The 26,891-nt window shown below is 67.2% G+C and carries 24 protein-coding genes; 17 read left to right on the top strand and 7 right to left on the bottom strand.

Translation table 11 applies throughout. The annotated features are described in order from the left end of the window. Window positions 1-197: 197 nt before the first annotated feature. On the top strand, window positions 198-1,781 hold the full coding sequence (locus AC1KAR_RS08105) for a GmrSD restriction endonuclease domain-containing protein (protein WP_480316300.1): 1,584 nt from the start codon (window positions 198-200) through the stop codon (window positions 1,779-1,781). A gap of 74 nt (window positions 1,782-1,855) precedes the next feature. Here AC1KAR_RS08105 and AC1KAR_RS08100 read toward each other — a convergent pair whose 3' ends face one another. From AC1KAR_RS08100 to AC1KAR_RS08085, 4 genes are all read right to left on the bottom strand, one after another. Then, the gene (locus AC1KAR_RS08100; RefSeq protein ID WP_480316298.1) at window positions 1,856-2,302 is read right to left on the bottom strand and encodes a hypothetical protein; all 447 of its coding nucleotides are present in this window, start codon (window positions 2,300-2,302) and stop codon (window positions 1,856-1,858) included. A 132-nt stretch (window positions 2,303-2,434) separates the two neighbouring features. Beyond that, complete coding sequence (locus tag AC1KAR_RS08095; RefSeq protein WP_480316296.1) at window positions 2,435-3,748, bottom strand: type II toxin-antitoxin system HipA family toxin; 1,314 nt, start codon at window positions 3,746-3,748, stop codon at window positions 2,435-2,437. Between the two features lie 9 nt (window positions 3,749-3,757). Next, window positions 3,758-4,069 (bottom strand): helix-turn-helix domain-containing protein, encoded by a 312-nt coding sequence (locus AC1KAR_RS08090; RefSeq protein ID WP_480316294.1) that lies wholly within the window; start codon window positions 4,067-4,069, stop codon window positions 3,758-3,760. A gap of 241 nt (window positions 4,070-4,310) precedes the next feature. After that, on the bottom strand, window positions 4,311-5,888 hold the full coding sequence (locus tag AC1KAR_RS08085; RefSeq protein WP_480316292.1) for an acyl CoA:acetate/3-ketoacid CoA transferase: 1,578 nt from the start codon (window positions 5,886-5,888) through the stop codon (window positions 4,311-4,313). 187 nt (window positions 5,889-6,075) lie between these two features. Here AC1KAR_RS08085 and AC1KAR_RS08080 point away from each other — a divergent pair, with 187 nt between their 5' ends. The 16 genes from AC1KAR_RS08080 (at window position 6,076) to AC1KAR_RS08005 (ending at window position 23,873) form a co-directional block, all read left to right on the top strand. Next, the gene (locus AC1KAR_RS08080; RefSeq protein WP_480316290.1) at window positions 6,076-6,885 is read left to right on the top strand and encodes a crotonase/enoyl-CoA hydratase family protein; all 810 of its coding nucleotides are present in this window, start codon (window positions 6,076-6,078) and stop codon (window positions 6,883-6,885) included. Next, window positions 6,882-8,744, top strand: a complete 1,863-nt coding sequence (locus tag AC1KAR_RS08075; protein ID WP_480316288.1) for a feruloyl-CoA synthase — start codon at window positions 6,882-6,884, stop codon at window positions 8,742-8,744. The genes AC1KAR_RS08080 and AC1KAR_RS08075 overlap by 4 nt, the downstream gene beginning before the upstream one ends. Window positions 8,745-8,874: 130 nt before the next feature. Next, on the top strand, window positions 8,875-10,125 hold the full coding sequence (locus AC1KAR_RS08070; RefSeq protein ID WP_480316286.1) for a thiolase family protein: 1,251 nt from the start codon (window positions 8,875-8,877) through the stop codon (window positions 10,123-10,125). Window positions 10,126-10,157: 32 nt separating this feature from the next. After that, window positions 10,158-10,922 carry an SDR family NAD(P)-dependent oxidoreductase gene (locus AC1KAR_RS08065; protein WP_480316284.1) on the top strand — a complete coding sequence of 255 codons (765 nt, stop codon included), beginning with the start codon at window positions 10,158-10,160 and terminating at the stop codon, window positions 10,920-10,922. Window positions 10,923-10,938: 16 nt separating this feature from the next. Further along, window positions 10,939-11,358, top strand: coding sequence for an acyl-CoA thioesterase (locus tag AC1KAR_RS08060; protein ID WP_480316282.1), 420 nt, complete (start codon window positions 10,939-10,941; stop codon window positions 11,356-11,358). A 40-nt stretch (window positions 11,359-11,398) separates the two neighbouring features. After that, a complete protein-coding gene (locus AC1KAR_RS08055) occupies window positions 11,399-12,541 on the top strand; it encodes an ABC transporter substrate-binding protein (protein WP_480316280.1) in 1,143 nt (380 codons plus the stop codon). Between the two features lie 124 nt (window positions 12,542-12,665). Continuing rightward, window positions 12,666-13,739, top strand: coding sequence for a branched-chain amino acid ABC transporter permease (locus AC1KAR_RS08050; RefSeq protein WP_480316278.1), 1,074 nt, complete (start codon window positions 12,666-12,668; stop codon window positions 13,737-13,739). A 5-nt stretch (window positions 13,740-13,744) separates the two neighbouring features. Then, a complete protein-coding gene (locus AC1KAR_RS08045; RefSeq protein WP_480316276.1) occupies window positions 13,745-15,505 on the top strand; it encodes a branched-chain amino acid ABC transporter ATP-binding protein/permease in 1,761 nt (586 codons plus the stop codon). Window positions 15,506-15,961: 456 nt separating this feature from the next. Next, entirely contained in the window at window positions 15,962-16,699 is a 738-nt protein-coding gene (locus AC1KAR_RS08040; RefSeq protein ID WP_480316274.1) for an ABC transporter ATP-binding protein, read from the top strand. Window position 16,700: 1 nt separating this feature from the next. Continuing rightward, complete coding sequence (locus AC1KAR_RS08035) at window positions 16,701-18,446, top strand: acyl-CoA dehydrogenase family protein (RefSeq protein WP_480316272.1); 1,746 nt, start codon at window positions 16,701-16,703, stop codon at window positions 18,444-18,446. Continuing rightward, window positions 18,443-18,949 (top strand): MarR family winged helix-turn-helix transcriptional regulator, encoded by a 507-nt coding sequence (locus tag AC1KAR_RS08030; protein WP_480316270.1) that lies wholly within the window; start codon window positions 18,443-18,445, stop codon window positions 18,947-18,949. Before AC1KAR_RS08035 ends, AC1KAR_RS08030 begins: the two co-directional genes overlap by 4 nt. 202 nt (window positions 18,950-19,151) lie before the next feature. Then, entirely contained in the window at window positions 19,152-19,817 is a 666-nt protein-coding gene (locus AC1KAR_RS08025; RefSeq protein ID WP_480316268.1) for a hypothetical protein, read from the top strand. A 147-nt stretch (window positions 19,818-19,964) separates the two neighbouring features. After that, window positions 19,965-20,570: a TetR/AcrR family transcriptional regulator gene (locus AC1KAR_RS08020; RefSeq protein ID WP_480316266.1), complete on the top strand. Its 606-nt coding sequence runs from the start codon at window positions 19,965-19,967 to the stop codon at window positions 20,568-20,570. 118 nt (window positions 20,571-20,688) lie between these two features. After that, window positions 20,689-21,396, top strand: a complete 708-nt coding sequence (locus AC1KAR_RS08015; protein ID WP_480317797.1) for an SDR family oxidoreductase — start codon at window positions 20,689-20,691, stop codon at window positions 21,394-21,396. A 7-nt stretch (window positions 21,397-21,403) separates the two neighbouring features. After that, window positions 21,404-22,414, top strand: a complete 1,011-nt coding sequence (locus tag AC1KAR_RS08010) for an NADP-dependent oxidoreductase (RefSeq protein ID WP_480316264.1) — start codon at window positions 21,404-21,406, stop codon at window positions 22,412-22,414. 43 nt (window positions 22,415-22,457) lie between these two features. Then, entirely contained in the window at window positions 22,458-23,873 is a 1,416-nt protein-coding gene (locus AC1KAR_RS08005; protein WP_480316262.1) for a DHA2 family efflux MFS transporter permease subunit, read from the top strand. Here AC1KAR_RS08005 and AC1KAR_RS08000 read toward each other — a convergent pair. The 3 genes from AC1KAR_RS08000 to AC1KAR_RS07990 all read right to left on the bottom strand — a co-directional run bounded on the left by AC1KAR_RS08000 (window position 23,860) and on the right by AC1KAR_RS07990 (window position 26,830). Beyond that, the gene (locus AC1KAR_RS08000) at window positions 23,860-24,444 is read right to left on the bottom strand and encodes a hypothetical protein (protein WP_480316260.1); all 585 of its coding nucleotides are present in this window, start codon (window positions 24,442-24,444) and stop codon (window positions 23,860-23,862) included. The genes AC1KAR_RS08005 and AC1KAR_RS08000 overlap by 14 nt on opposite strands. Beyond that, window positions 24,407-25,525, bottom strand: a complete 1,119-nt coding sequence (locus AC1KAR_RS07995) for a M35 family metalloendopeptidase (protein ID WP_480316258.1) — start codon at window positions 25,523-25,525, stop codon at window positions 24,407-24,409. The genes AC1KAR_RS08000 and AC1KAR_RS07995 overlap by 38 nt, the downstream gene beginning before the upstream one ends. 144 nt (window positions 25,526-25,669) lie before the next feature. Then, window positions 25,670-26,830, bottom strand: coding sequence for an acyltransferase family protein (locus AC1KAR_RS07990; RefSeq protein WP_480316256.1), 1,161 nt, complete (start codon window positions 26,828-26,830; stop codon window positions 25,670-25,672). Between the last annotated feature and the right edge of the window lie 61 nt (window positions 26,831-26,891).

Below are 26,891 nucleotides of genomic sequence, written 5' to 3'. Positions count from 1 at the left end.
CCTTGGGTCGAACCTTGCCGACAAAGCCGGCGAATTCGCCGGCCGAACGCCTTCCTCCACTTTTGGGATTCTCCGCAGGAGACGTTCATCGACTTCTCCCCCGGTCAATCACTCCCGGGCGAGAACGACGCTCGTTAGTACTGCCGATCCGCGACCACGACCGAGTAAATTCCACCGATCGCATGACGGAGGCCATCATGGAATATCAGCACTACTCAATTCGAAAGATCCTTGATTCCGTGGTCAGCGGCGAGATTCGGATCCCTGCGTTCCAACGCGGCTTCGTGTGGGAGATGGATCGCGTTGCCTACCTGCTCGACAGCATCTACAAGGGCTACCCTTTCGGCTCGCTACTCTTTTGGCGCACGAAGCAACAGCTTCTGACTGAACGAAAGCTGGGCACTTTTACGTTGCCCGATCCGCAAGCCGACTATCCGATCGACTATGTGCTCGACGGACAGCAGCGTTTGACCTCTGTGTTCACGGTCTTTCAGACCGATTTGAAGCCAGAAGTGAACCCTGATTGGGCGGACCTCTATTTCGACCTAGAAGCGACAGGCAATCCCCAAGACAGCGTCTTCATTGCGATTCCAGATGGCGAGGTGCTCGACAAGAACCGCTACTTTCCGATGAACGTGCTGTTCGACTCCGTGCGTTATCGCGCGACGACTGAGCACCTGAGCCCCGAAAAGATCGCCATCGTGGACAAGCTTCAGGAGAAGTTCAAGGAAGTGCAGATTCCGGTTCAGCTCCTGAAGAGCGAAGATCGCTCAATCGTCGCGATCGTCTTCGAGCGAATCAACCACCTCGGCGTTGCGCTTGACACGTTGCAGCTTCTGTCCGCGTGGACGTGGAGTGACGAATTCGATCTGCTGGAGAAGTTCAAGGAGCTGCGCGAAGAGCTCTCCGACTTCGGATTCGAGGGTGTTGGCGACGATGCGGATCTCGTGCTCAGTTGTGTAGCTGGGATTCTGACTGGAGAACCCGGGGCCGAGAAGCTTCTCGGGTTGAATGGTGCGGACGTTCGAGCGCAGTTCTCGACCGTAGAGAACGGCATTCGCGGGGCGATCGATTTCCTGCGGACAGAGCTCAAGGTTGTTCATCTGAAGTTGCTGCCCTATCCGTCAATGCTTGTGCCATTGGCGGTGTTTTTTGCGGCACCCGATGGGAAAGAGATCGTCTACGACGGCGCTGCTCTGCATGCAATGAAGCGATGGTTCTGGCGCACCTGCTTTTCAGGCAGATACACCAGCCAAACGCGGAAGACCACAATCGGCGACATTGAGCAGATGGCGTTGCTCAAACAAGGCAAGGCCAACACACTTGACGTCATGGACGTGGAGGTCAAGCCTGATTTCTTCTACGCGAGTTCCTTTCGCGTTGGCGCGGCTGCGACTAAGACATTCGTTTTGCTCTTGGCGAACAACGACCCGCAAAGCCTTCTCTCCGGCAAGAGTATCGACCTCGACAAAGTACTGCAGCGCTACAACCGTTCTGAGTTTCACCACATTTATCCGCGAGCCTTCCTCCGCGACATTGGTGTCCCCGACACGCAGATCAACGTTCTTGGGAACTTTTGCTTCCTCAGCGCCGCGGAGAACAAGAACATCGGCAAGAAGCGACCTTCGGTGTACGTGAATGATGTTGGCTTGCCCGCAACGCGCGCGGCAACGTTGGCAACGGCCTTTTGCCATCCTGCCGAGTTCAATGACGACTACTTCCCATTCCTCAAAGCTCGCTGCGAGCGTCTTGCTCTATTTGCGAGCAAGCTCATTGAGTGACGCGAGTCGGGGCGTGGCACACGACGATCGGCATTGCGGGGGTGCTAGAGGCGTCGAGCAAGCCGGCGCTCAACTCACCTCATTGGCCTGGCCCGCCGCACCGCCTCTGCCAGACCACCCCATTGCGCACGGAAGATGCCCGCATCCATCGTCCGCACGTTCTTCACCACCGGCCTGAACGCCATCTGCGCGAGCACGTCGCGCTCGAGGTCGATGCCGGGCGCGATTTCGGTCAGCTCCAGGCCTTCGGGCGTGAGCTGGAAGACCGCGCGCTCGGTGACGAAGAGCACCGTCTGCTGGCGCTGCGCGGCGCCCGTGCCGCTGAAGGTGATCTGCTCGACCTGCTTGACGAACTTCTTCACCGTGCCTTCCTTGGTGATCTTGAGCTGACCGTCGCCGATGGTCAGCTCCAGCCCATCAGCCGTGAAGTTGCCGCAGATGACCAGCTTCTCGGCGTTCTGCGTGATGTTGATGAAGCCGCCGCAGCCGACCGGCCGACCGCCGAACTTGCTGACGTTCACGTTCCCGCCGCATCGGCCGGCGCGCGGTCGACAGCTGCTTCGATGTGAACGGCCAGCTGATCTACGCCGGTGACGACGCGTGGAGCGGCATCCTCGACACGCTGCCGCCGCGGCATCACCACCATTGAGCTGTCACTGACGAAGCAACAGATGCTGCGCGCCGATGTCCTCGGCGGTCTGGGGCGGGACACCTGCGGCCTCGGCGAACCTGCGCCAGTCGCCGACAGCCGCGCGAACTTCTTCGACAACCTGCTTGGCCGTCCCGATGCCGAACCGATCGGCTTCCGTCAGAAGGTCTTGCAGCTCGAAACCCTTGAACTTGCCGTTGACGGACATGAGGTGCTGGTGCGTCCACTCGCCTTTCGGGTTGTGCGCAAAGGTCACGTCGTAGGCCGGGGCCAACCGCCACGCCTGGCCTTGGCGCAGCAGGAACGAGAAGTTCTTGGAGTGGTCGTCGCAGTTGCGGCCCATGACGTTGAACACCATGCGCCGGAACGCCTCCTCTTTGTCTTCGTAGGGGAGGCCCAACTGCTGCAGGGCGAGGAACAGCTGCGAGTAGGCGTTCGTTCCCCTCTTCTTGAAGTCGACATGGTCCATGGCGCACAAGGTCTGCATGTGATGCCGCGCAGCGTCGGGGCCCCGGTCGAATCGCTTCGTCATGAAGTGCGCGCGGCCGTTCTCGAGCAGCAGCTCGCAATCCGACATGTCGATGCGGGCGGCCCTCGCCATGAGGTGGTACGCGTACTCGATCCGCCCGTAGTCTTGAGAGGCCCCGAGTTCGTGGTCCGCACCCATGCCGTCGAACTTCAGCAGCCAATGCTCGAACCCGGGTGGCGCATCGACCTGGCCGGAGCGAAGCTCCCTGGTCTTGGGATCGAGCGCGACCACCGCCTTTGCTCGGGCACCGCCTGCCGACGTGCCGACTTCGATGATGCTGCGCAAGGCCGCATTGGTGTGCGCATCGCCGTCCAGGTCGCCGCGGACCGCTTTGCGGGCCTCTTCGACGAGGCTGCTCAGTTGAATGGCCGTGGCCTTCTGCGCGGTGTGGCCGCGCGTGGGGCGGAAGGTCAGGGCGCCCATGGCGCGCGTCCCCATGTAGGCGAGGCGGTCGAGCGCGGTCACTTCGCTCGGTGCGATGCCTCTGTCGGCCATCCAGCTGTTGATGAGCGCATTGCCGAAGTCATCGGGCAGGGCGTCACTCAGCATGGCCGGCAAACGCCTGTACGTTTCAAGCGGCAGGTCGGTGAAGATGAACGTAGGGCCCTCGCCGGTCTTCATTCGCAGCGGCGAGGGTTGGATGCCCTTCGCCTTGAACTCCTCGGTGTACGCGAACACGTAGTAGCCGTAGGTGGGGTCCAGCGCGACAGCGCCCACGTGGGTGCCCCACAGGTGCACGTCGATCTGGTTGACGTGGACGTATCTGCCGGTCCGCTTCCTGGTGGCCAAGAGAGCTCCTTAGGTGGCGGTTTTCGTCGACCTGCGAGGTGCACGCTGGCGGGGCGCGGCTTGCCGGGTGAGCTGAAGCGGATTGATGGTGGGGATGGGCGCGACGGTGGAAAGCCACTCTTCTCGGCCCAGTGCGCGCAAGACCCGAACGAGCGTTTTCAGGCTGGAGCCGTCGCCGCCCTCAAGATTGCGCAGCGTCCGCAGGTTCACGCCTGCCCGGGAGGCCAGTGTTTGCTGGTCCAGGCCTTTGTGGAGCCGCAGCTGTTTCAGGCGCTCTCCCAGAGCGGCCTCAAGTTCGGAAGTCGGATCGTTAGTGTCCATCGTGTACTACGCCGTAATGGGCATCTTTACGCCCATCAACGCAATAGTACTCAATAATCGGCATGAAGTTACCTGTTATAGAAATTGTGTATTTCCTGCCAGTAATGGGCACAAATACGCCTCTTATCATCTTAATGGCACATAAAAGGAAGAATGTTACCACTTAATGGAAATTCGTCGCTCGCCTTGTGCACAGCACGCTGAGCGCCGCAGCTTCAGTCGTGCCGTTGGCGTCGCCGAGTCATTTCCAGGGCTTCGCGTGCCGCATCGCTTCGGCCAAGCCGCCCCATGTCGCCTGGAACAAGCCGGCATCCATGGTGCGAACGTTCTTCACCACCGGCTTGAAGTCCATCTGCGCGAGCACGTCGCGCTTGAGGTCGATGCCCGGGGCGATCTCGATCAGCTCCAGGCCGTCGGCGCCCAGGTGGAACACCGCGCGCTCGGTGACGAACAGCACCTGCTGCGCGCGCTCGACCGAGCCGCGGCCGCTGAAGGTGATCTGCTCGACCTGCTGAACGAACTTCTTCACCGCGCCTTCCTTCACGATCTTCAACTGGCCGCCGCCGATCTCCAGTTCCAGCCCGTCAGCCGTGAAGGTGCCGCAGAACACCAGCTTCTTCGCGCTCTGCGTGATGTTGATGAAGCCGCCGCAGCCGACCGGCCGGCCGCTGAACTTGCTGACGTTGACGTTGCCGCTGACATCGGCCTGCGCCAGGCCCAGGCAGCTCACGTCGATGCCGCCGCCGTCGTAGAAGTTGAACTGCAGCGGCTGCTCGATGATGGATTCGGCGTTCAGCGAGAGCGCGAAGTCGCCGCCCATCTGCGGCACGCCGCCGTTCACGCCGCTCTCCACGCTCAGCTCGAAGGCATCGCCGAGCCCTTCTTCGTGCGCCACCGCTGGCACGCCGGCCGGCACGCCGATGCCGAGGTTGACCACCGCGCCTTCGATCAGCTCGGCCGCGGCGCGGCGCGCGATCACCTTGCGCGCGTCGAGGGGCATGGGCTTGAATGCACTCACCGGCACGCGGATATCGCCCGCCAGCGCGGGGTTGTACTGCGTGGTGATGGTCTGCATGTGGTTCTCGGGCTGGCCGATCACGATGTGGTCGACCACCAGCCCCGGCACCTTCACGCTCTTGGGGTGCAGCGAGCCCGCCTTCACGACGCGCTCGACTTGTGCGATCACGATGCCGCCGCTGGCCTTGGTGGCCTGCGCGATCGAGAGCGTCTCCAGCAGCACGCCTTCCTTGTCCATCGAGAGGTTGCCCTTCTCGTCGGCGAGCGTCGCGCGGATCAGTGCCACATCGATCTTGGGCGCGGGGTAGAAGAGCCACTCCTCGCCAGCGAGTTGCACCACCTGGTTCAGGCTCTCGGTGGTGGCGCTGTTCATGCGGCCGCCTTCGAGGCGGGGGTCGACGAAGGTGCCCAGGCCCACCTTGGTCAGCAGGCCGGGCGCGCGCGCCGCGATGTGTTTGGGCAGATTGGCGAGCGAGCCCTGCGGGAAGTTGTAGGCCTCGACCTCGCCGGCCATCACGCGTTTCATCATGGCCGCACCGGTCTGGCCGTAGTGGCCCGCGATCATGCGCTTGAGCATGCCCGGGTGCGCGAAGTGAACCATGCCGCCATTGCCGGCGTTGCCGATCGCGCCCGAGGCCCAGGTGGTGAGGTCCTTCGGGTGGCCGGTTTCCAGAAAGCGCGCCTCGATGGCCTTCGCCAGCTCTTCGGCGAAACCCATCATCGCCAGCCCGCCCAGCCACACGGTGGCGCCATCACGGACCAGCCCGGCGGCGGTCTGGGGATCGATCAGTTTGCTGCTCATGGGGGCTCTCTTCTCTGCAAGGGTGGGTTCGTCAATTGATTATGTTATTGAACTAACAAGCGTTCGCCCATTGAGGGTAAATACCTAGCCATCTGCGGAGTGCGATGGTTGCGATCCAGGAGGCCGGCTCCTATCATCTCGGCGAGAAAAGTAGTTTCGTCTTTTAACTAAATAGATCGCCCCACCCATGAGCGCTGACTTCCGCCCCGCCGACGGCCTGCTGGCCACGCTCGATCTGCTGCAGGTCAGCCAGGCCGGTGCGGTGCTGCACATCCGGTTGAATCGCCCTGCCAAGCGCAACGCGATCTCCGACACGCTGATCCAGCAACTGCACACCGCCTTCGTCAACCTGCCGTCCGACGTGCGCGCCGCCATCGTCAGCGGCGAGGGCGACCACTTCTGCGCGGGCCTCGACCTGTCCGAACTCGTGGAACGCGACGTGGGCGAGGGCGTGCTGCACTCGCGCATGTGGCATGCCGCCTTCGACCAGGTGCAGTTCGGCCGCGTGCCGGTGGTCTGCGTGCTGCACGGCGCAGTGGTCGGTGGTGGGTTGGAGCTGGCGTCGAGCACGCACATCCGCGTGGCCGAGGCTTCGGCCTACTTCGGCCTGCCCGAAGGCCAGCGCGGCCTCTTCGTGGGCGGCGGGGGTTCGGCGCGCATCCCGCGCCTGATGGGCGTGGCCCGCATGGCCGACATGATGCTCACCGGCCGTGTGTACGACGCGCAGGAAGGCCTGGCCGCCGGCCTGGTGCAGTACGTGGTGCCGCAAGGCGAGGGCTTTGCCAAGGCGCACGAGCTCGCTCAGCGCATCGCGCAGAACGCGCCGCTCTCGAACTACGCCGTCACGCACGCGCTGCCGCGCATCGCCGACCAGTCGCAGTCCGAAGGCCTGTTCACCGAGTCGCTGATGGCGGCGGTGGCCGAGAGCACGCCCGATGCGAAGGAGCGGCTGCGTGCGTTCCTGGAAAAGCGCGCGGGCAAGGTGGTGAAGTCGTGACAGCGACGTACCGTGCGGCGTCGATCGGCGGCGCCATCGGCGCGACGCTGGAGACGCGCGCCGATGGCATCCGGGTGCTGCGCTCCACCGAGCCGCTGGGCGCGTACCCCGAGCGCATCACCGACCGCCTTGAGCAGTGGGCGCGCGAGGCGCCTGATCGCACCTTCGTCGCCAAACGAATCCACGGTGGCGACTGGTGCCGCATCAGCTACGCCGAGATGCTGATCCGCGCGCAGGTGGTGGGGCAGGCGCTGGTGAATCGGGGCCTCTCGGCCGACCGGCCGGTGGTGATCCTCTCCGACAACGACATCGAGCACCTCACGTTGGCCCTCGGCGCGCTGTGGGCCGGCGTGCCCTACGCCACGATCTCGTCGGCCTACTCGCTGGTGGCGCAGGACTACGCCAAGCTGCACCACATCATCGACACCCTGCAGCCTGGCCTGGTGTTCGCAAGCCACGCCGCACCGTATGCACGTGCCATCGGCGCCTGCGTGGGCACCGATGTGGAACTGGTGCTCACCGAAGGCGAGATCGAAGGCCGCGCATCGACCCGCTTCGCCGCGCTGCTCGACACGACGCCGGCCGAGAGCGGCGCCGCGGCGCACGCGCGGGTCACCGGCGACAGCATCGCCAAGTTCATGTTCACCTCGGGCTCGACCAAGGCGCCCAAGGGCGTGGTGGTCACGCAGCGCATGTGGTGCAGCAACCTGCAGATGATCCGACAGTGCATGGCCTTCCTGGCCGAGCAGCCGCCGGTGCTGATCGACTGGCTGCCCTGGAACCACACCTTCGGCGGCAACCACAACATCGGCATCGCGCTCTACAACGGCGGCACGCTCTACATCGACGACGGCAAGCCCACGCCCAAAGGCATCGCCGAGACGCTGCGCAACCTGCGCGAGATCCAGCCCACCGTCTACTTCAACGTGCCCAAGGGCTTCGACGAAATAGCCACCGCCATGAACACCGACGCCGCGCTGCGCGAGTCGGTCTTCAGCCGCGTGCAGGCCTTCATGTGCGGCGGCGCCGGCATCTCGCAGGCCACCTGGAACCTGCTCGACGCGCACGCCGAGGCCACGGTGGGCGAGCGCATCCGCGTCATCGGCGGCCTGGGCATGACCGAGACCTCGCCCTCCTGCACCTTCGTGCTCGGCACCGACGCGCGCGCCGGTTTCATCGGCCTGCCCTGCCCGGGCGTGGAGGTGAAGCTCGTGCCGCAAGGCGCGCAGCCTGGCGACAAGACCGAGGTGCGCTTCCGCGGCCCCAACGTGATGCCCGGCTACTGGCGCGATGCCCAGAACACCGCACAAGCCTTCGACGAAGAAGGCTTCTACCGCACCGGCGACGCCGTCACCTTCGTCGACCCGGCCGAGCCCACCAAGGGCCTGATGTTCGACGGCCGCATCGCCGAGGACTTCAAGCTCTCGACCGCCACCTTCGTGAGCGTGGGGCCGCTGAAGGCGCGCATCGCGGCGCTCGGCGCACCGCTGGTGCAGGACGTGGTGATCACCGGCCTCAACCGCGACGAGGTGGGCGCGCTGGTATTCCCGCGCGTCGAAGAGTGCCGGCGTCTGGCAGGCCTGGGCGACGCGGCAGCGATTGACGAGGTGCTGCGCGAGCCGAAGGTGGTGGCCTTCTTCCAGTCGCTGGCCGATCAGTTGTGGCTGGCCGGCAGTGGCAGCGCCAACCGCGTGGCGCGGCTGCATGTGATGCGTGTGCCGCCGTCCATCGACAAGGGCGAGATCACCGACAAGGGCTCGATCAACCAGCGCGCGGTGCTGACGCACCGGGCGGCGCTGGTGGATGCGTTGTACGACGGCAATGTGGAGGGCTTGGTGCTGCCGCGCACGGGAACATGAATCGGTCAGAACACACGCACACCACCACCCGCCCAGGCTGAGGTATCGAAGCCCGGCACGACCTGAGCAGGCCTTCGATACCTCAGGCTGAGCGGTCGGTGATGGGCGGGAGAGAACAGGAGTAAGAGAGATGACAAACAAAGGATTCTTCGGCGGCTTCGACGACATCTGGATCGTCGACGGCCTGCGCACCCCGATGGTCGACTACTGCGGCGAGCTCGGCGCGGTGAGCGCCACCGACCTCGGCATCAAGGTCGCCCGTGATGTGCTCGCGCGCAGCGGCGTGCCCGGCAGCGACATCGGCTCGGTGGTCGCCGGCAACATGGCGCCGAGCGATTTCTTCCAGTTCATGTTCCCGCGCCTGGTGGGCCTCTACGCCGGCGTGCCCACCGAGGTGCCGGCGATCATGGTGCAACGCATCTGCGGCACCGGGTTCGAACTCTTCCGCCAGGCCGGCGAGCAGATCGAGCGCGGCTACTGCGATGCGGCGCTGGTAGTGGGTGCCGAGTCGATGACGCGCAACCCCATCGCCGCCTTCACCCACCGCACCGGCTTCAAGCTCGGCGCGCCGGTCGAGTTCAAGGATTTCATGTGGGAGGCGCTGATCGACCCGGCGCCGAACATCACCATGATCCAGACCGCCGAGAACCTGGCCAAGAAGTACGGCATCACGCGTGCCGAAGTCGACGCCTACGCCAGCCGCTCCTTCGAGCGCGCGGTGGCCGCACAGGCCGCGGGCTATTTCGACGGAGAGATCACGCCGGTGACGGCCGAGACATTCAAGCTCGACGGTTATGCCGATCGCCACCTCGAACTGCCGCGCAAGGTCGAGAAGCTCACGCGCGACACCCATGTGCGGCCGTCGCCGATCGAAGTACTCGCCAAGCTGCGCACCGTCTACCCCGGCGGCGTGCAGACCGGCGGCAACAGCTCGGCGCTGGTCGATGCCGGCGCGGCGGCGGTGGTCGCCAGCGGCGCCTACGTGAAGGCCAACAAGAAGAAGCCGCTCGCGCGCGTGCTCGCCGCGGCCGCCGTGGGCGTGCCGCCCGAGATCATGGGCATCGGCCCGGCGCCGGCCATCCGCCTGCTGCTCGAGCGCACCGGCTTGAAGCTCGACGACATCGGCCGATTCGAGATCAACGAGGCACAAGGCGCGCAGACCCTCGCGGTGGCCAAGGAACTGGGCCTCGATCAGGGCAAGCTCAACGTGCACGGCGGCGCCATCGCGCTCGGCCACCCGCTGGCCGCCACCGGCGTGCGCCTCACCGTGACCGTTGCGCGCCAGTTGCGCGAGAGTGGCCTGCGCTACGGCATCGCCTCGGCCTGCGTGGGCGGCGGGCAGGGCATTGCGCTGCTGATTGAAAACCCTGACGCCGCCTGAGCGGTGAATACGTTCAACTCTGACTTCCCATCATGAAGATCCAAGACCAAGCAGCACTCGTCACCGGCGGCGCCTCGGGCCTGGGCGCAGCCACGGCACGTGAACTCGCGCGCCGCGGCGCCAAGGTGGCCGTGCTCGACGTGAACCTCGAGCTCGCGCAGAAGGTGGCGGCCGAGATCGGTGGCATCGCGCTCAAGTGCGACATCACCGACACCTACTCCGTCACCGCTGCGCTCGACGCCGCCGAGAAGGCCCACGGCCCGGCGCGCATCGTGATGAACATCGCCGGCATCGGCACCGCCAAGCGCGTGGTGCAGAAGGACGGCTCGCCCGCGCCGCTTGAAGACTTCGAGCGCGTGATCCGCGTCAACCTGATCGGCACCTACAACGTGATCCGCCTCGCGGCGGCGCGCATCGTGGCGCTGCCCCCGCTCGAAGACGGCGAGCGCGGCGTGTTCGTCAACACCGCCTCGGCCGCGGCCTTCGACGGCCAGGTGGGGCAGGAGGCGTACTCGGCCTCGAAGGGCGGCCTGGCCGCGATGACGCTGCCGCTGGCGCGCGACCTCGCGCAGTACGGCGTGCGCGCCTGCACCATCGCGCCGGGGCTGTTCCTCACGCCCTTGCTGGCCGAGTTGCCACAACAGGTGCAGGAGTCGCTGGCCGCGAGCATCCCCTTCCCCAAGCGCCTGGGCAAGCCCGAAGAGTTCGGCCACCTGGCGGCCAGCATCGTCGAGAACCTGTCGCTCAACGGCGAGGTGATCCGCCTCGACGGCGCCTTGCGCATGGCGGCGCGCTGAAGGCGAGACAGCCCCGATGACACGCACCACCACCTACGGCGTGAACGTGCAGTTCGGCGATTGCGACCCGGGTGGCATCGTGTTCTTCCCGAACTTCTCGCGCTGGATGGATGCGGCCTCGCTGATGTTCTTCACCCAGTGCGGCGTGCCGCCCTGGCGCGTGCTGGAGCGCGAGCGCGGCATCGTGGGCACGCCGCTGCTGGAGATCAACACCAAGTTCCTGAAGACCGTGACCTATGGCGAAACCATCACCATCACCACGCATGTGGAGGAGTGGCGCCGCGCGGTGTTCATCCAGATCCACCGCGTGACGCGCGGCGACGAGCTGGTGTGCGAAGGCCGCGAGGTGCGTGCCTTCGTGTCGCGCGACCCGCAAGATCCCGACCGCATGCGCGCCATGCCCGTGCCCGAAGACATCAAGGCCCTTTGTTCTTGACCCACCGATCGACCTTTTCATCAGCAGGAGACACAAGCAAATGAAGAACGCATTCAAGCCGCTGGCCCTGGCATTGGCCACCTTGTTCTTTGCAGGCGCCGCCCAGGCCGACATCACCATCGGCGTGAGCCTGCCGCTCACCGGCCCGGCCTCGGGCCTGGGCATCCCGGTGGCCAACTACATCAAGCTGTGGCCGAGCACGCTGGCCGGCGAGAAGGTCAACGTGATCGTGCTCGACGACGCGGGCGACCCGACCAAGGGCGTGAGCAACACCAAGAAGTTCATCACCGAAGACAAGGCCGACATCGTGATGGGTTCGGCCGCCACGCCGGTGGCGATCGCCATGGCCGGTGTCGCCGCCGACGCGCAGACGCCGCAGTACATGATGTCGCCCGCCAACCTGCCGGCCGGCAAGGACCACTGGTCCTTCCGTCTGCCGCAGAGCAATGCGGTCATGGCCTACGCCATGATCGAGCACATGAAGAAGCAGGGCATCAAGACGGTCGGCTTCCTCGGCTACACCGATGCCTACGGCGAAGGCTGGCTGAATGACTTCAAGGCCCAGTCGGCCGCGCTCGGTGGCCCGCAGATCGTGGCGGTGGAGCGCTTCGCACGCCCCGACACCAGCGTGACCGCGCAGGCCCTCAAGCTCGTGGCGGCCAACCCGCAGGCGATGCTGATCGTGGCCTCGGGCAGCGGCGCGGCCATGCCCGAGCTGGGCATTCTGGAGCGCGGCTACAAGGGCAAGATCTACCAGACCCATGCGGCCGCCACGCGCGACCTGATGCGCATCGGCGGCAAGGCGGTCGAGGGCACCTATGTGGTCTCGGGCCCGGCCGTGATCGCCGAGCAGTTGCCCGACGACCACCCCTCGAAGAAGCTCGCGATCGACTTCGTGCAGAAGTACGAGAAGGCCTACGGCGCCGGCAACCGCAACCAGTTTGGTGGCCACGGCTACGACGCCTGGGTCGTGCTCGAGAAGGTGGTTCCGGTGGCACTGAAGGCCGGCAAGCCGGGCACGCAAGCCTTCCGCAGCGCGCTGCGCGACGCCACCGAGAACATGGGCCGCACCGTGCTCTCGCATGGCGTGATCACCTATGGCAAGGACAACCACTGGGGCTTCACCTCGGAGACGGGCGTGATGCTCAAGGTCGTCAATGGTGATTGGAAAGTAGAGCAGTAAGAAGCTCTTCGCGTGCCTCAGCCCGCTCAGGCTGAGGTATCGAAGCCCCGCTGCGCCCTTCGCCGCTCACCCTTCTATACATCAGGGTGAGCGGAGTTTCCTCTCGGTCATCTGAGACCCCGTCATGGACCTCTCCATCGCCAGCATCCTCACGCTCGACGGCGTGACGAATGGCGCCATCTACGCGCTCCTGGCCCTGGCCACCGTGCTGGTGTTCGCCATCACGCGCGTCATCTTCATTCCGCAGGGCGAGTTCGTAGCCTATGGCGCGATCACGCTGGCGATGCTGCAGCAGGGCAACCCGGTGGGCACCTTCTGGCAGCGCCACGGTGACCTGCCCGGCACGGTGTGGCTGCTGCTGGCCACCGCCCTGATCGTGGCCGTGCTCGACCTGGTGCGCGGCCTGCGGCGCGGGCAGGCGCACTCGGCGATCTGGCCGCAGGCGCTGCGCACCCTGGCCGTGCCGGTGCTGGTGTTCGCGCTGGCCTGGTTCGCAGGGCCGCGCGAATGGCCGCTGTGGGCGCAAAGCCTCTTCACGCTGGCGGTGGTCACGCCGCTCGGTCCGCTCGTGTACCGCCTCGCCTACGAGCCGGTGGCCGATGCGAGCGTGTTGGTGCTGCTGATCGTGTCGGTCGGCGTGCACTTCGCGCTCACCGGGCTCGGCCTGGTGTTCTTCGGTGCCGAGGGCTTTCGCAACCCGAGCTTCTGGGATGCGCGCTTCCAGATCGGCGCCGTCTCGCTCAGCGGGCAGGCGATCATCATCTTCGCGGCCACCCTCGCATTGATCGGCTCGCTGTTCCTCTTCTTCGAGCGCACGTTGCGCGGCAAGGCGTTGCGCGCCACGGCCGTCAACCGCCTGGGTGCGCGGCTGATGGGCATCTCGACCTCGGGTGCGGGCAAGCTGAGTTTCGGCCTCGCCGCCTTCATGGGCGCGCTGTCGGGCCTGCTCATCGGCCCGAGCACCACGGTGTTCTATGACTCCGGCTTCCTGATCGGCCTGAAGGGCTTCGTCGGCGCGATCTTCGGCGGGCTGGCGAGCTACCCCGCGGCGGCGCTCGGCGCGCTCTTTGTGGGCCTGCTCGAGAGCTTCGGCTCCTTCTGGGCCAGCGCCTTCAAGGAAGTGATCGTGTTCACCCTCATCCTCCCCGTGCTGTTGTGGCGCTCGTTCAAGCACGGCCACCACGACGAAGAAGACTGACTCCCATGCGTCGCGGCTTTCTCATTGCTTTCATCGTCTTGCTGGCGGCCTTTCCTGCCCTGCCGGTGCCCGACTACTGGATCACCCAGGCCAACTACATCGGCCTGTATTCGCTGGTGGCCATCGGCCTTGTGCTGCTCACCGGCGTGGCGGGGCTCACTTCGTTCGGCCAGGCGGCCTTTGTCGGGCTGGGAGCGTATGCCACGGCCTACCTGACCACGGTGCACGGCGTGTCCCCTTGGCTCACCGTGTGGGTGGGGCTGGCCATCACCGGCGTGTTCGCGCTGGTGCTGGCCTGGGTCACGCTGCGCATGTCGGGCCACTACCTGCCGCTGGCCACCATCGCCTGGGGCCTGAGCCTGTACTACACGCTCAGCAACATCGACGCACTCGGCAAGTACGACGGCCTGCTCGGCATCCCGGCGCTCAACTTCTTCGGGCTCGAACTGCGTTCGGGCCGCTACTTCTACGTGCTGCTGTGGGTGATCGTGATGTTGGCGGCGTTCGCGGCGATCAACCTGCTCGACTCGCGCGTGGGCCGCGCGCTCCGTGCCGTGAAGGGTGGCACCACCATGGCCGAGGCGATGGGCGTGAACACCTTCCGCGTGAAGGTGATGGCCTTCGTGCTGGCGGCGCTCATGGCCAGCGTGTCGGGCTGGCTGTTCGCGCACTTCCAGCGCACGGTGAACCCGTCGCCCTTCGGTTTGAACAAGGGCATCGAGTACCTCTTCATGGCGGTGCTCGGTGGCGTAGGCCACGTGTGGGGCGCGATCGTCGGCGCGGGCATCGTCAAGGTGCTCGAAGAACAGTTGCAGGACTGGCTGCCGCGCCTGATGGGCAGCAGCGGCAACTACGAGGTGATCGTGTTCGGCATCGTGCTGGTGCTGGTGCTGCACTACGCGCGCGATGGCGTGTGGGCGTTCGTGGATGCGCGCCTGCCGGCCAAGCGGCGCAAGGTCGATTGGGGCGACGCACCGGCGCTGCCCGAGCGCGCGAAGCCGGCACACGGCGAGGTGGTGCTCGACGTGAACGCGGTGCGCAAGGAGTTCGGTGGGCTGGTGGCCGTCAACGACGTGAGCTTCCAGGTGCGTGCGGGCGAGATCGTCGGCCTGATCGGCCCGAACGGTGCGGGCAAGTCGACCACCTTCAACCTCGTCACCGGCGTGCTGCCGGTCACGCGCGGGGCGGTGAGCTTTCGTGGCGAACGCACCGAGGGCATGCCGTCTCGCGAGATCGCACGGCGCGGCCTCGCGCGCACCTTCCAGCATGTGAAGATGATCCCGACCATGACGGTGCTGGAGAACGTGGCGCTCGGCGCGCACCTTCGCGGCTCGCGGGGTGCGGCGGCGGCAATGCTGCGGCTCGATCGTGCCGAGGAACGCGGCTTGCTGCGCGAGGCAGAGCGGCAGTTGAAGCGCATCGGCATGGAGTCCTACCTGCACGAGCAGGCGGGCAACCTGGCGATGGGGCCGCAGCGCCTGATGGAGATCGCTCGCGCCTTGTGCGCCGACCCGGCCTTGCTGCTGCTCGACGAGCCGGCGGCGGGCTTGCGGCACAAGGAGAAGCTGGCCTTGGTGGAGGTGCTGCGGCAGCTTCGCTCCGAAGGCTTGTCGATTCTTCTTGTCGAGCACGACATGGATCTGGTGATGCAGGTGACGGATCGGATCGTGGTGATGGAGTTCGGGACGAAGCTGATGGAGGGCACGCCCTCGGACGTTCAGGCGTCTGCTGCGGTGCGTGCGGCTTATCTCGGGACGGAGCACTGACTTGTTCCGGCTGTTCGCACGCTCCCAACCGCTCAGCCTGAGGTATCGAAGGCCGGTACCTGCATTCGCATGCGGCGGTCGTTCACTGCGTGAGGCCGCGCCGGGATATGCCCCCGGCAGGGCAGTTCCTTTTCTTTGCTTGCCCAAAGAAAAGGAACCAAAAGAAAGGGCACCCCGTTCGCCGGTCGGCCTAGGGCCGACTGCTCTGCGCTGCTCGGTCTTCGGGGGCGGGGCAGAAACTCGCTCCGCGCCTTCGGCGCTGCGCTCAAACATCTGCCCCAAGTCAGATTTGACGAAGCGTGCTGCGCACGCGCCCCCAAAGCCCTGCGCTGCTCGACGGCTCTCAGGGGCCCCGAAGGCGCTCGCCAGCTGTGCTGGCCTCGTGTCTTTTGTTGCTCTCCTCATGCCACCACCCGCTCAGGCTGAGGTATCGAAGCCCCGCTCGGCATTCCGACCATGACCCATCTCCTCCAAGTCACCAACCTCCATGCGTCCTATGGCCGCGCCGAGGTCTTGCACGGCCTGAACCTCGAAGCAGCCAAAGGCAGCGTTGTCACGGTCATCGGCCCCAACGGCGCGGGCAAGAGCACGTTGCTTAACGCGCTGATGGGTGTGATGCCGTCCAAGGGCGAGATCCACTACGACGGCAAGTCGATCAATCGCCAAAGCCTCGAAGAGCGCGTGATGCACGGCATCGCGCTCGTGCCCGAGACGCGTGCCTTGTTCGCCACCATGCCGGTCGAAGACAACCTGCTGCTCGGGGCCTACCGGCACGTGAGCCAGGGCCCGAAGGCGGCGCGCGACACGATGGAAGAAGTCTTCGCGCGCTTCCCGCGTCTGAAGGAGCGCCGCAAGCAACTCGCCGGCACGCTCTCGGGTGGCGAGCGGCAGATGCTGGCGGTGGGCCGCGCGCTGATGAGCAAGCCGCAGTTGCTGATGCTCGACGAGCCCTCGCTCGGTCTCGCGCCGCTGATCGTGAAAGAGGTCTTCAAGACCATTGCCGACCTGCGCGCCACCGGCGTCACCATCCTGTTGGTGGAGCAGAACGCGCGCGCCGCGCTCGAGGTGGCCGACCACGGCTACGTGCTCGAGATGGGCGAGATCGCGCTCAGCGGCCCGGCGGCCGGGCTCGCCCGGGACCCGCGCGTGATAGACACCTACCTGGGCGCCGCCCGCAAGCCGGCGCAAGTTTGAGATGTGGCAGTACCAGCCGCCGCTGCGCGACATGCGCTTCGCCATCGAGGAGCTGCTTGCCTTGCCGGCGCAGTGGCCCACCTTGCCAGCGCACGCCGAGCTGGATGCCGAGACCGCCCGGCAGCTGATCGACGAGGCCGGCAAGTTCGCCGCCGGCGTGATCGCGCCGCTCAACGCCAGCGGTGATCTCGAAGGCTGCACCTGGCGCGATGGCGAAGTGACCACGCCGCGTGGGTATCGCGCGGCCTACCAGGCGTTCGTGGCTGCGGGTTGGCCGGCGCTGGCCTGCGACCCATCGGTGGGCGGGCAGGGCCTGCCGCACAGTCTCAATGCGGTGTTGAACGAAATGCTCAACTCCGCCAACCACGGCTGGAACATGTACCCCGGCCTGCTGCATGGCGCGTACGAGTGCCTGAAGGCGCACGCCACGCCCGAGCTGAAGCGGCGCTACCTGCCGAAGGTCGTGAGCGGTGAGTGGCTCTCGACCATGTGCCTCACCGAATCGCATGCGGGCACCGACCTCGGCCTCTTGAAGACGCGGGCCGAGCCGCAGGTCGATGGCAGCCACCGGCTGCACGGTACCAAGATCTTCATCTCGGGCGGTGAACACGACCTCACCGACAACATCGTCCACCTGGTGCTCGCGCGCATCACCGGCGCGCCGCCAGGCACCAAGGGCATCTCGCTCTTTCTCGTACCCAAGATCCTGCCGAGCGGTGCACGCAACACCCTGCGGTGCGACGGCATCGAGAAGAAGATGGGCATCAAGGGCAGCGCCACCTGCGTGATGAACTTCGACGGCGCCACGGGCTGGCTGGTGGGCGAGCCGCACCGTGGCCTGGCGGGCATGTTCGTGATGATGAATGCGGCGCGCCTGCTGGTCGGCCTGCAGGGCGTGAGCCATTCGGAGAGTGCCTACCAGAACGCCTTGCGCTACGCGCTGGAGCGCACGCAGATGCGTGCACCCGTGCGCCCGCCGGAGCGAGCCGCCGAAGTGGCCGACCCGATCGCGCTGCACCCGGCCATGCGCCACAAGCTGCTGCGCCAACGCGCGTTGCTCGAAGGCGGCCGCGTGCTGGCGTACGAGACGGCGCACCTGCTCGACGTGGCCGAGCAGCACCCGCAGGCCGCCACGCGCGCCACCGCACTCGACGACCTGTCGCTGCTCACGCCCATCGTGAAGGCCTTTCTCACCGACAACGGTTTCGCCGCGGCCGAATCGGCTCAGCAGGTGTTCGGCGGCCACGGCTACATCCACGATTTCGGCATCGAGCAATGCGTGCGCGACAGCCGCATCTCGCGCATCTACGAAGGCACCAACGAGGTCCAGGCGATCGACCTGCTGGTGCGCAAGGTGATGCCCGATGGCGGCGGGCGCCTCGGTGTGCTCATCGATCGCCTGGAGGCCGCGTTGCCGCTGGGCGGCGCGCATGCCGACCGCGCGCGTGCGGCGCTGGTGCAGTGGCGCGAGCTCACGAAAGCGCTCATGCCACTGGCAGCCACCGAGGCCGAGATGCCGTACCGCGTGGCCGACGACTACCTGCGCCTGGCGGGCTTCGCGTTGTTGGCGCAAGGCTGGGCGCGCGCCGATGCGGTGGCTGCGCGCAGCGACACGCCTTTCCATGCGGCCAAGCGCGAGACTGCGCGCTATTACTTCGATTACGTCGCGCCCGAGGCGCAACTCTGCGCGGAACGCATCCACGCGGGCCGCCACCCCTTGCCTCACCTGGCACCCACCGCCGCATGAACGCCCGCCAACCCACCGCTGCCGACGACACGCCCGAAGCCAAGGCGGCGCGCCACGGCCCGCTCGACCAGTCGCGGCTCACGCACCTGGTGGGCTACGCCGCCACGCGCGCCTCGGTGGAGTTGAAGAAGTCGTTCAGCAAGCACCTCGGCCCCTTGCAGCTCAAGGCGGTGGAGTTCTCGATCATGGTGCTGGTGGCGTCCAACGAGCAGGTCAACCAGAAACAGCTCGGCCAGGCGCTCGATGTCTCGCCGCCCAACCTGGCCGTCACGCTCGACCGCATGGCCGAGCGCGGCTGGGTCGAGCGCGTGCGCAGCACCGAAGACCGGCGCTCGCAGATCGTGGTGCTCACCCCCGCCGGCCAGAAGCTGGTGCAACAGGCCGAGCAGATTGCCGCCACGATGGAGAACGACACCCTGTCGGTCCTCTCGCCGGCCGAGCGCCTGCTGCTGCTGGAGCTGCTGCTCAAGGTCTCTCGCGGGCGCAGACACCACCACCGCTGAACCCCGCCCCGGGGCTCGCCTGGCACTCAACTTGCTGCATCGCAGCAAGTGAATCTTGCATTCGTGCCGCGAGTGACTAATATCAAGCCATGTTGCGGCGCAGCAATGCGCTGCCAGCCTGCTGCCCGACCGGAGCCCCGCATGCAGAACCGACTGCCGTTCGCTGCCGACCGACTGCCGCCGCGCCCCTGAGGCAGCCCCGATGCGCCACGTCGCCACCCACCCCGTCCCGCGCCCCCTGCGCACCCCGGTGGATGGCTGGTTGGGCACGCCCGACCTGCCGGGCTACCGGGCCGGCAACGTGGTCGTGCGGCTCGATGACCTGCCCCGCGTGGCGCCCGACCACCTGTACTGCGACCTGCTGCTGCTCGACGCCGACGGCCACATGCAGGACAACCACTCCGGGCCGTGCCGCGCCCTGTCGCGCGAGCGCACGCCCGAGGAACGCTCGCGCTTCGTGCGTGTGGTGGCCGAACTGGTCCGCCACGCCGCCGAAGACGGGCAGGGCCTGGCGGCGATCAACCTGCCCTTGTCCATCCTGCGCGAGCGCGGCGTCGATCCCGGCGGGGTGATCCTGGCCGCGCAATTGCTCGACAAGCTGTGCGGCGAGGCAGCCGTGATCGCAAGCCTCACCCGCCTGATCGAACTCTCACTCGGGGCCGACGAGGCGCCGCGCGTGCTGTGCGGTGTGGTCGGGTCGCTCGCCGGCACCTGCTGCGAAGACGACCTCTGCCGCATCAACGCCGGCGGGGTCGACTCGCAGGTGCACTACATCGTGCACGCCGTCGGCAAGGCACACGCGCGGCGCTACCTGCGCGATGTGATGCCTTGCCATCTGGTTCCGCTGCCAGAGATGCTGGGCGTGTAGGGCACACAGCGCCACTGGGGCGGCGCGAGCCCGAACCGGCCTGAGGCGCCGAAGGCCTGGTGCGCCTAAGGCCTGGTGCATACAGGGGCATCGCTTTGAATTATGATGATCGTCATATTTCAGCGCCAAGGCCCGAATCAACCCGACATGGACAAGCCCCTCAGCCGCCGCGAGCTCTCGCACCAGCGCATCGTCGATGCCGCCGCGCGCGCCATCCGCCGAAGTGGCTATGCGGGCACCGGCGTGGCCGACATCATGAAAGAGGCGGGCCTCACGCACGGGGGCTTCTATGCCCACTTCAAGTCGCGTGACGCGCTCTTGGCCGAGGCGGTGATGTGCGCCGGGCAGGCGAGCGCCAGCCGCCTGGAGCGCAAGATCGAATCCCTGGGCCGCGAGGGCGTGAGCCCGCTGCGCGTGCTGATCGAAAGCTACCTCTCGAACGAGCACCTCGAAGCCGTCGACTCCGGCTGCGTGGTCGCGGCCTTGCTGTCCGAGATGCCACGCCAGGCGGACGAAGTGCGCGACGCCTCGGCGCTGCGCGTGCGCGGCCTGGTGAGCCGCGTGCGCGGCGCCCTGCCGGCTGGCGCCGCGCCCGGCAGCGCCGAGATGATCACCTCGGCCATGGTGGGCGGCCTGCAGCTCGCGCGATCCATCGGCAGCGGCGAAAACAGTGGTGCCGAAGCGCGCGCCATGCTGCAGTCGATCCGCGAAGGGTTGATCGAACGCTACGACGTCGCCGCTGCCCGCAACTGACCACCCGCGCCGCCCGGCCACGACCGACCCGCCAACGCCTGAACCCACGCGCCGCCAGCCGGCGCATTCTTTGGTCGTCGATTATGACGATCATCATATTTACAGAGAAGGAATGAACATGAAGCTCGACAACGCCATCGTCCTCATCACCGGCGCCAACCGCGGCTTGGGCCTGGCCTTTGCCAAGGAGGCACTGGCCCGGGGCGCGCGCAAGGTGTACGCCGCCGCGCGCGACCCGGCCAGCATCACCCTGCCCGGCGTGGTGCCGGTCAGGCTCGATGTGACCGACCCCGAACAGGTAGCCGCCGCTGCACGCCAATGCGCCGACGTGACGGTGCTCATCAACAACGCCGGCATCGCCACGCCCGGGGGCTACCTGGCCGAGGGCGCACTCGACGCGGCGCGGAGTCAGTTCGAAACCAACTTCTTCGGCGTGTGGCGCATGAGCGCGGCCTTCGCGCAGGTGCTGGCCGCGAACGGCGGCGGGGCCCTGCTCAACGTGCTCTCGGTGGCGAGCTGGATCAACTCGCCGCTGCTCGGCGCCTACGGCACCACCAAGGCGGCCGCCTGGGCGCTGACCAACGGCCTGCGGCTGGAGCTCGCGCCGCAGAAGACGCAGGTGACCGGCTTGCACGTGGGCTTCGTCGACACCGACTTGACCCGTGGCATGGAGGTGCCCAAGACGCCGCCCGAACTGGTGGTGCAGCGCGCGCTCGATGGCTTGGAGGCTGGTGATGCCGAGGTGCTGGCCGACGACATCACACGCGCCGTGAAGCAGGGCCTGTCGGTCACGCCTGGCATCTACACGCAAGCGATCAACCGTTGAGGCCCGCATGAAGGCATTCGTCGTCGAACGCTATGGCACGAACGGGCTGCGCGCGGCCGAGGTGCCGGCGCCACCGGGTGGCCCGGGCGATGTGCTGGTGCGCGTCGAGGCTGCCAGCATCAACTCACTGGACAAGATGGTGCGCAACGGCGACTTCAAGCGCCTGCTGAAGTACAAACCGCCCTTCGTGCTGGGGCACGACGTGGCGGGCGTGGTGACACAAGTGGGCAGCGCGGTGCGCGGCTTTCGGGTGGGCGACGAAGTCTTTGCGCGGCCGCGCGACGGGCGCATTGGCAGCTTCGCCGAGTACATCGCCATCGACCAGGCCGACCTCGCCCTGAAGCCCGCGCGCCTCACGATGGAAGAGTCCGCCGCCGTGCCGCTGGTGGCGCTGGCCGCATGGCAGTCGCTCGTGGATCTGGCGCAGGTGCGCCCCGGCCAGAAGGTGCTGGTGCATGCCGGCGCGGGCGGCCTGGGGTCGACCGTCATCCAGCTTGCCAAGCACCTGGGCTGCGAGGTCATCACCACCGCGCGAGATGCCGACGCGGCCCGCCTGCTCGATCTCGGCGCGGACCGGGTGATCGACTACACCCAGGGCGACTTTGCGCAGCAGCTTGCCGGGTGCGACGTGGTGCTCGATGCCGTTGGCGGCGAGAACCTGATGAAGTCGCTGGGCGTGCTGCGCCCGTGCGGCCTGGCGATCAGCGTCGTCGGGCCGCCCGACGCGGCCTTTGCCCGGCAGATCGGCAAGCCCTGGCTTGCCCCGTTGACGGCGCTGCTGAGCCGCAAGGTGCGGCGGCGCGCGCGCGAGCTGGGCGTGCGCTATGCCTTCTTCTTCATGCGTGCCGATGGTGCGCGGCTCGCCGCGCTGGCCGAGCTTCACGAGACAGGCGCGCTGCGGCCGGTCATCGACCGCCGCTTTCCGTTTGCGCAAGTGCCCGAGGCGCTGGCCTATGTCGAGCAAGGCCGCGCCAAAGGCAAGGTCGTGATTTCAAGCCCGCACGACAGCGCACGTTGACATCCCTGCAACGACCCGCACGCCACCCCACCCGAGGTTCCCCATGAAGCCCCTCTCCGCCGCCGCCTCGCTTGCCGCCGCACCGCTGCCCACGCCGACCGCCTCGCCATGGCCCGTGTTCTGGGTGTCGAGCGTGGCGGTGTTCCTCGTGTCGCTCGACACGACCATGCTGTACGCGGCGTTCAGCGCGATGCGTGGCAGCTTCCCCGGCGCCTCGGCGGCCGACATGTCGTGGGTGCTCAACGCGTACACCGTGCTCTACGCCGCCATGCTGATCCCGGCCGGGGGGCTGGCCGACACGCACGGGCGCAAGAAGGTCTTCATGCTCGGCGTGATGCTCTTCATCGCCGCCTCGGCGGCCTGCGGGTTCGCGCACAGCGTGGGCTGGCTCATCGCGGCGCGCGCGGCACAGGCCATCGGCGCGGCCCTGCTCACTCCGGCCTCGCTGGCGCTGGTGCTGGCGGCCTTCCCGCAGAGCAAGCGCGCGGTCGTGGTGAGTGCGTGGGGCGCGGTCGGTGGGCTGGCGGCGGCGGTGGGCCCGAGCTTCGGATCCTTCGTGGTCGACTCGGTGGGCTGGCCCTGGGCCTTCTTCATCAACGTGCCCCTGGGGGCGTTGTCGGTGTGGCGGGGTGCCTCGCTGCTCAAGGAAGAGAAGCGCGAGGGCGCGAAGAAGCGCATCGACTTCGTCGGCATGGCGCTCGTGGTGGTTGGCGTGGGCGCGCTCGCGCTGTCCATCGTGCAGAGCGAATCGACGCACTGGGCGCGCAGCGAGCTGCTGGTGTGCGCTGCGACCGGTGCCGTGGCGCTCGTCGGTTTCGTGCTGTGGGCGCGCAATGGCGCCGACCCGCTGGTCGACCTGCGGCTCTTCAAGAACCGCACGTACAGCTACGTCAACCTCGCCACGTTCTCGTTCGGCATCGCCTTCGCGATGATGTTCTTCGGCTTCTTCTTCTACATGACGAACATCTGGCACTACAGCCTGCCGCGCGCGGGCCTGGCGATCACACCGGGGCCGCTGCTGGTGGTGGTGACCGCCATCGTCACCGGGCGCCTGGCGGCCCGCTATGGCCACCGGCCCTTCCTCGTGGGCGGCGCCTTGCTCTACGGCGCGAGCGGCGCGTGGTTCCTGCTCGTGCCAGGCAGCACGCCCGACTACCTGCATCAGTGGCTGCCGGGCGTGCTCATGAGCGGCATGGGCGTGGGCCTGGTGCTGCCTTCGCTCTCGGCCGCTGCCGTCAACAAGCTGCCGCCGGCCCAGTACGCCGTGGGCAGCGCCGTCAACCAGGCCACGCGCCAGATCGGCTCGGTGCTTGGCGTGGCGATCACGGTGCTGCTTCTGGGCCACGAGGGCATCACGCGCGCCAGCTTCACGCCGCTGTATGGCCTGCACGTGGCGTTGGCCGTGTTGACCGCGCTGCTGTGCCTGCCGGTCGATACGCGGCCGGTCAGCCGTTCTTGAGCTCGAACTTCAGCACCGGGCAGGCCAGCCGCACGGTCACGCGCTCGCCCGTGGCTGCGCCGTCCGGCCGCACGTCGTGCAGCACGAACTGCGGGCGCAGTTCGTAGCGGCCCGCAGTCTTCAAGGCAAAGGGCAGCGACAGATCGAGGCTCGCGCTCTGGCTGCCCTGCGCCGCGATCAGCAGGTACTCGTCTGCCGCAGGCGCCCCGCGCTTGGCGCTGGGGCCGCGATAAGGCAAGGCACGCCCGCCGAACCAGACCTGCACCGAAGCGCCCCACCAACTGCCTTCGAACGGCGTGTTCCAGGTCAGCACGCGCAGCGCATGCGTGCCGGTGTTGGTGAGCTTCATGGTCAACATGACGGGGCCACCCGGCTTCGCCTCGGGCGGCATCTCCAAGTGGCATTGCAGCGCGGAAGGTGCGGCGGTCTGGGCCATGGCCGTGAGTGTCAGGCCCAGCGCGCCCACCACCCCCACCACCCCCGCCGCCAGCCGCCGCAGCGCGGGCAGCCAGTGGCGCGATGGCGAGGCAGGCTCACTGCTGGGCGGGGGTGTTCTCGGCGAAGTATTCATGGCTGTCGGCGTTGTCGATCGCCCTTGACGGCCTGGAGATTGCCAGCGACTTGGCCGCGCTCTGCCCATAGGCGTGGTCGTCGGTGCCGCCCAGCACCGTGAAGTGGCTCAGCTCGTGGACCAGCGTGCCGGCCTTCGAGTCGGTGCCGGTGGCAGGCGCCGAGAAGAAGCCGGGGCAGAGGTAGATCTTGTAGGGCTGGTCGGCGTAGACGTAGGCGTAGTAGTTCTGCCGGCAGCTGCAGTCCAGCGTGAGCGGTTTGGTCTGCAGTGCGTCGGTGATCTTGGTGAAGTGGCTCTTGACGGTGTTCCAGTTCGTCGTGGACACGGTGCCGAACCAGGTGCGGTAGCGCGGTGTCGACGAGGGTGTGCGGTTCAGGTAGCTCAGCGCGTTCTGCGAGTAGGTGGTGGCGTTCGTCACCGCGGTGGCCAGAACCGAGCGTTGCGATGAGCTGCAGTTGCCGGTGTAGGTGATCGACGCGGCAGCGGCCGTGGCGAGAGGCTGCGCGCTGGCGGCGGCGCCCGTGGCCGCAGCGCGCGGTTCGCTGCGGCCCTGCAGCCAGAGGTACAGCGGGCCGGTGCTGGCATCGGCCGTGTCGGCGAGTGGCGCGCTGGTGTCCTGTGCGGTCAGTTGCTCGGCGCGCGCGTGGCTGTGCTGGCGCTGCATGCCGCTGTACTGGATCGTGTACTGCCCGTTGCGGCTCAGGTCGTAGAAGCTCGTGAGCTCGACCTCGTAGCGCAGCGACTCGCCCGCGCCCAGGCGCACGTAGTCGGCCTCGGTCGGCGCGGCGCGCTTGACCCGCGGCCCGGTGTAGGCCACGGGCTGGCCGTCGCGGGTGATCTGGAACAGCGCCATGTCCAGCCCGTCGGGCAGTTGCGCTTTCGGAATGCGCTGCGGGTAGCGCAGCGTGTTGGTGACCGTGACGGTGACCGACACGTCGACGTCGCCCGCCAGCACCGGGCTGGCCGCGCTGACCCGCACGTCCAGCCCGCGGGCCTGGGCCGGGGCGGCTGCCACCAGCGTGCCCAGCATCACGGCGCCCGCCAGGCTTGCGGACGTCAACCATCTGCTCAATCGGATCATGTTGTTCTCCTCTCTGTGGTGGGTGTGCCGCGGTGTGCGGCGGACCCATCATGGAAGAGGTCATGTCCATCAGCAAGCGCGCCGACACCCGCTCAGGGTCTGTCAGCGCACCATTCATGCAAGTGGTTAGTCCGGCGGGGCGTGCTAATTGCTGCCGGGGGAGCAAGAACGTGAAAGAACCGGCCGCTCGAAGCACGCCGGGAAGCGCCGGTCGCGCAGTGCCATGAACGGCCGCTCGATCAGCCGGTGCATCGCCGCACCCACCGCCACGCTGGCCAGCGTGATGACCGCGAAGCCGAGGGTGGGCGGCCAGGCCTGCGCCACATCGCGCAGCAGGTGCCCCACGGCCTTGTGCGACAGGTAGATCGAGTACGACCACAGGGCCAGCGCGCCGGCACCGGGAAGGCGCACCCGGTGCAGCCACCCGTGCGGGCTGAGCGCCGCCATCACCAGCAGGGCGAAGGCCAGGGCCACCAGCGAGTAGCCGGCGGCGGTCATGGCCTGGCCGTAGCCCTGGCCGTCCACGTAGTAGAAGCGCAGCAACGCGGCGACGAGCATCGCGATGCCCATCAGGCTGGCGGCCATCAGGGCGTTGCCATGCCGCATGGCGCGCTGCCAGGCGGCCGGGTGGCCGTTCTTGAGCAGGGCGACCGCCAGGCCCGGCACGAACTCGTCGAAGCGGCACAGCGTGGCGTAGTAGATGTGCGGGTAGTAGCCGGGCGTCTGGCCCTGCGCGTCTTCCCGCCCGTGCAGCGTCCACAGGTGGCTGCGGATCGCCACGCCCAACAGCACCAGGCCGGCCAGCACCAGCCACGCGTGCGTTCGCCCGGTGCTCCAGCGCTGCGCAAGCAGCACCGCGATCGGCAGCACGAGGTAGAACTGCTCCTCGATGCACAGCGACCAGGCGTGCGAGAAGGCCGTGCCCGGTTGCAGGCCGAAGTTCTGCGTGAAGCTCAGGAAGGACCACAGCGGAGGCGGCGCCTTGCCACCCATCACCGAGGGAAACAGGAAGTAGGCCGCCAGCACGAACCAGAAGGCCGGCCAGGTGCGCAGCGCGCGCCGGGCGTAGAAGGCCCCGAGCGACGGCCGTTCGCCGCGCGCCAGGCCGGCGAAGAGCTGATTGCCGATGAGGTAGCCGCTCAGCACGAAGAAGAGGTCGACGCCGATCCAGCCGACCTCGCTGACCCAGCCGAAGTTCGGCGACGGGCTCACGAACACCTTGTAGTGGTAGACGAAGACGAGCGTGATCGCGAGGGCGCGCAAGGTGTCCAGGCCGGCGGTTCGGCCCGGCGGGCTGTCGGTCATGGTGAGGAGGGTGTGGTGGCGGGCAGCGCGCATTGTGCGCATGCCCCCAACGCCAGCAGGC

The sequence above is a fragment of the Piscinibacter sp. PDB1-1 genome, assembly GCF_056675995.1.
This window is presented reverse-complemented; position numbering and strand designations above follow the sequence as displayed.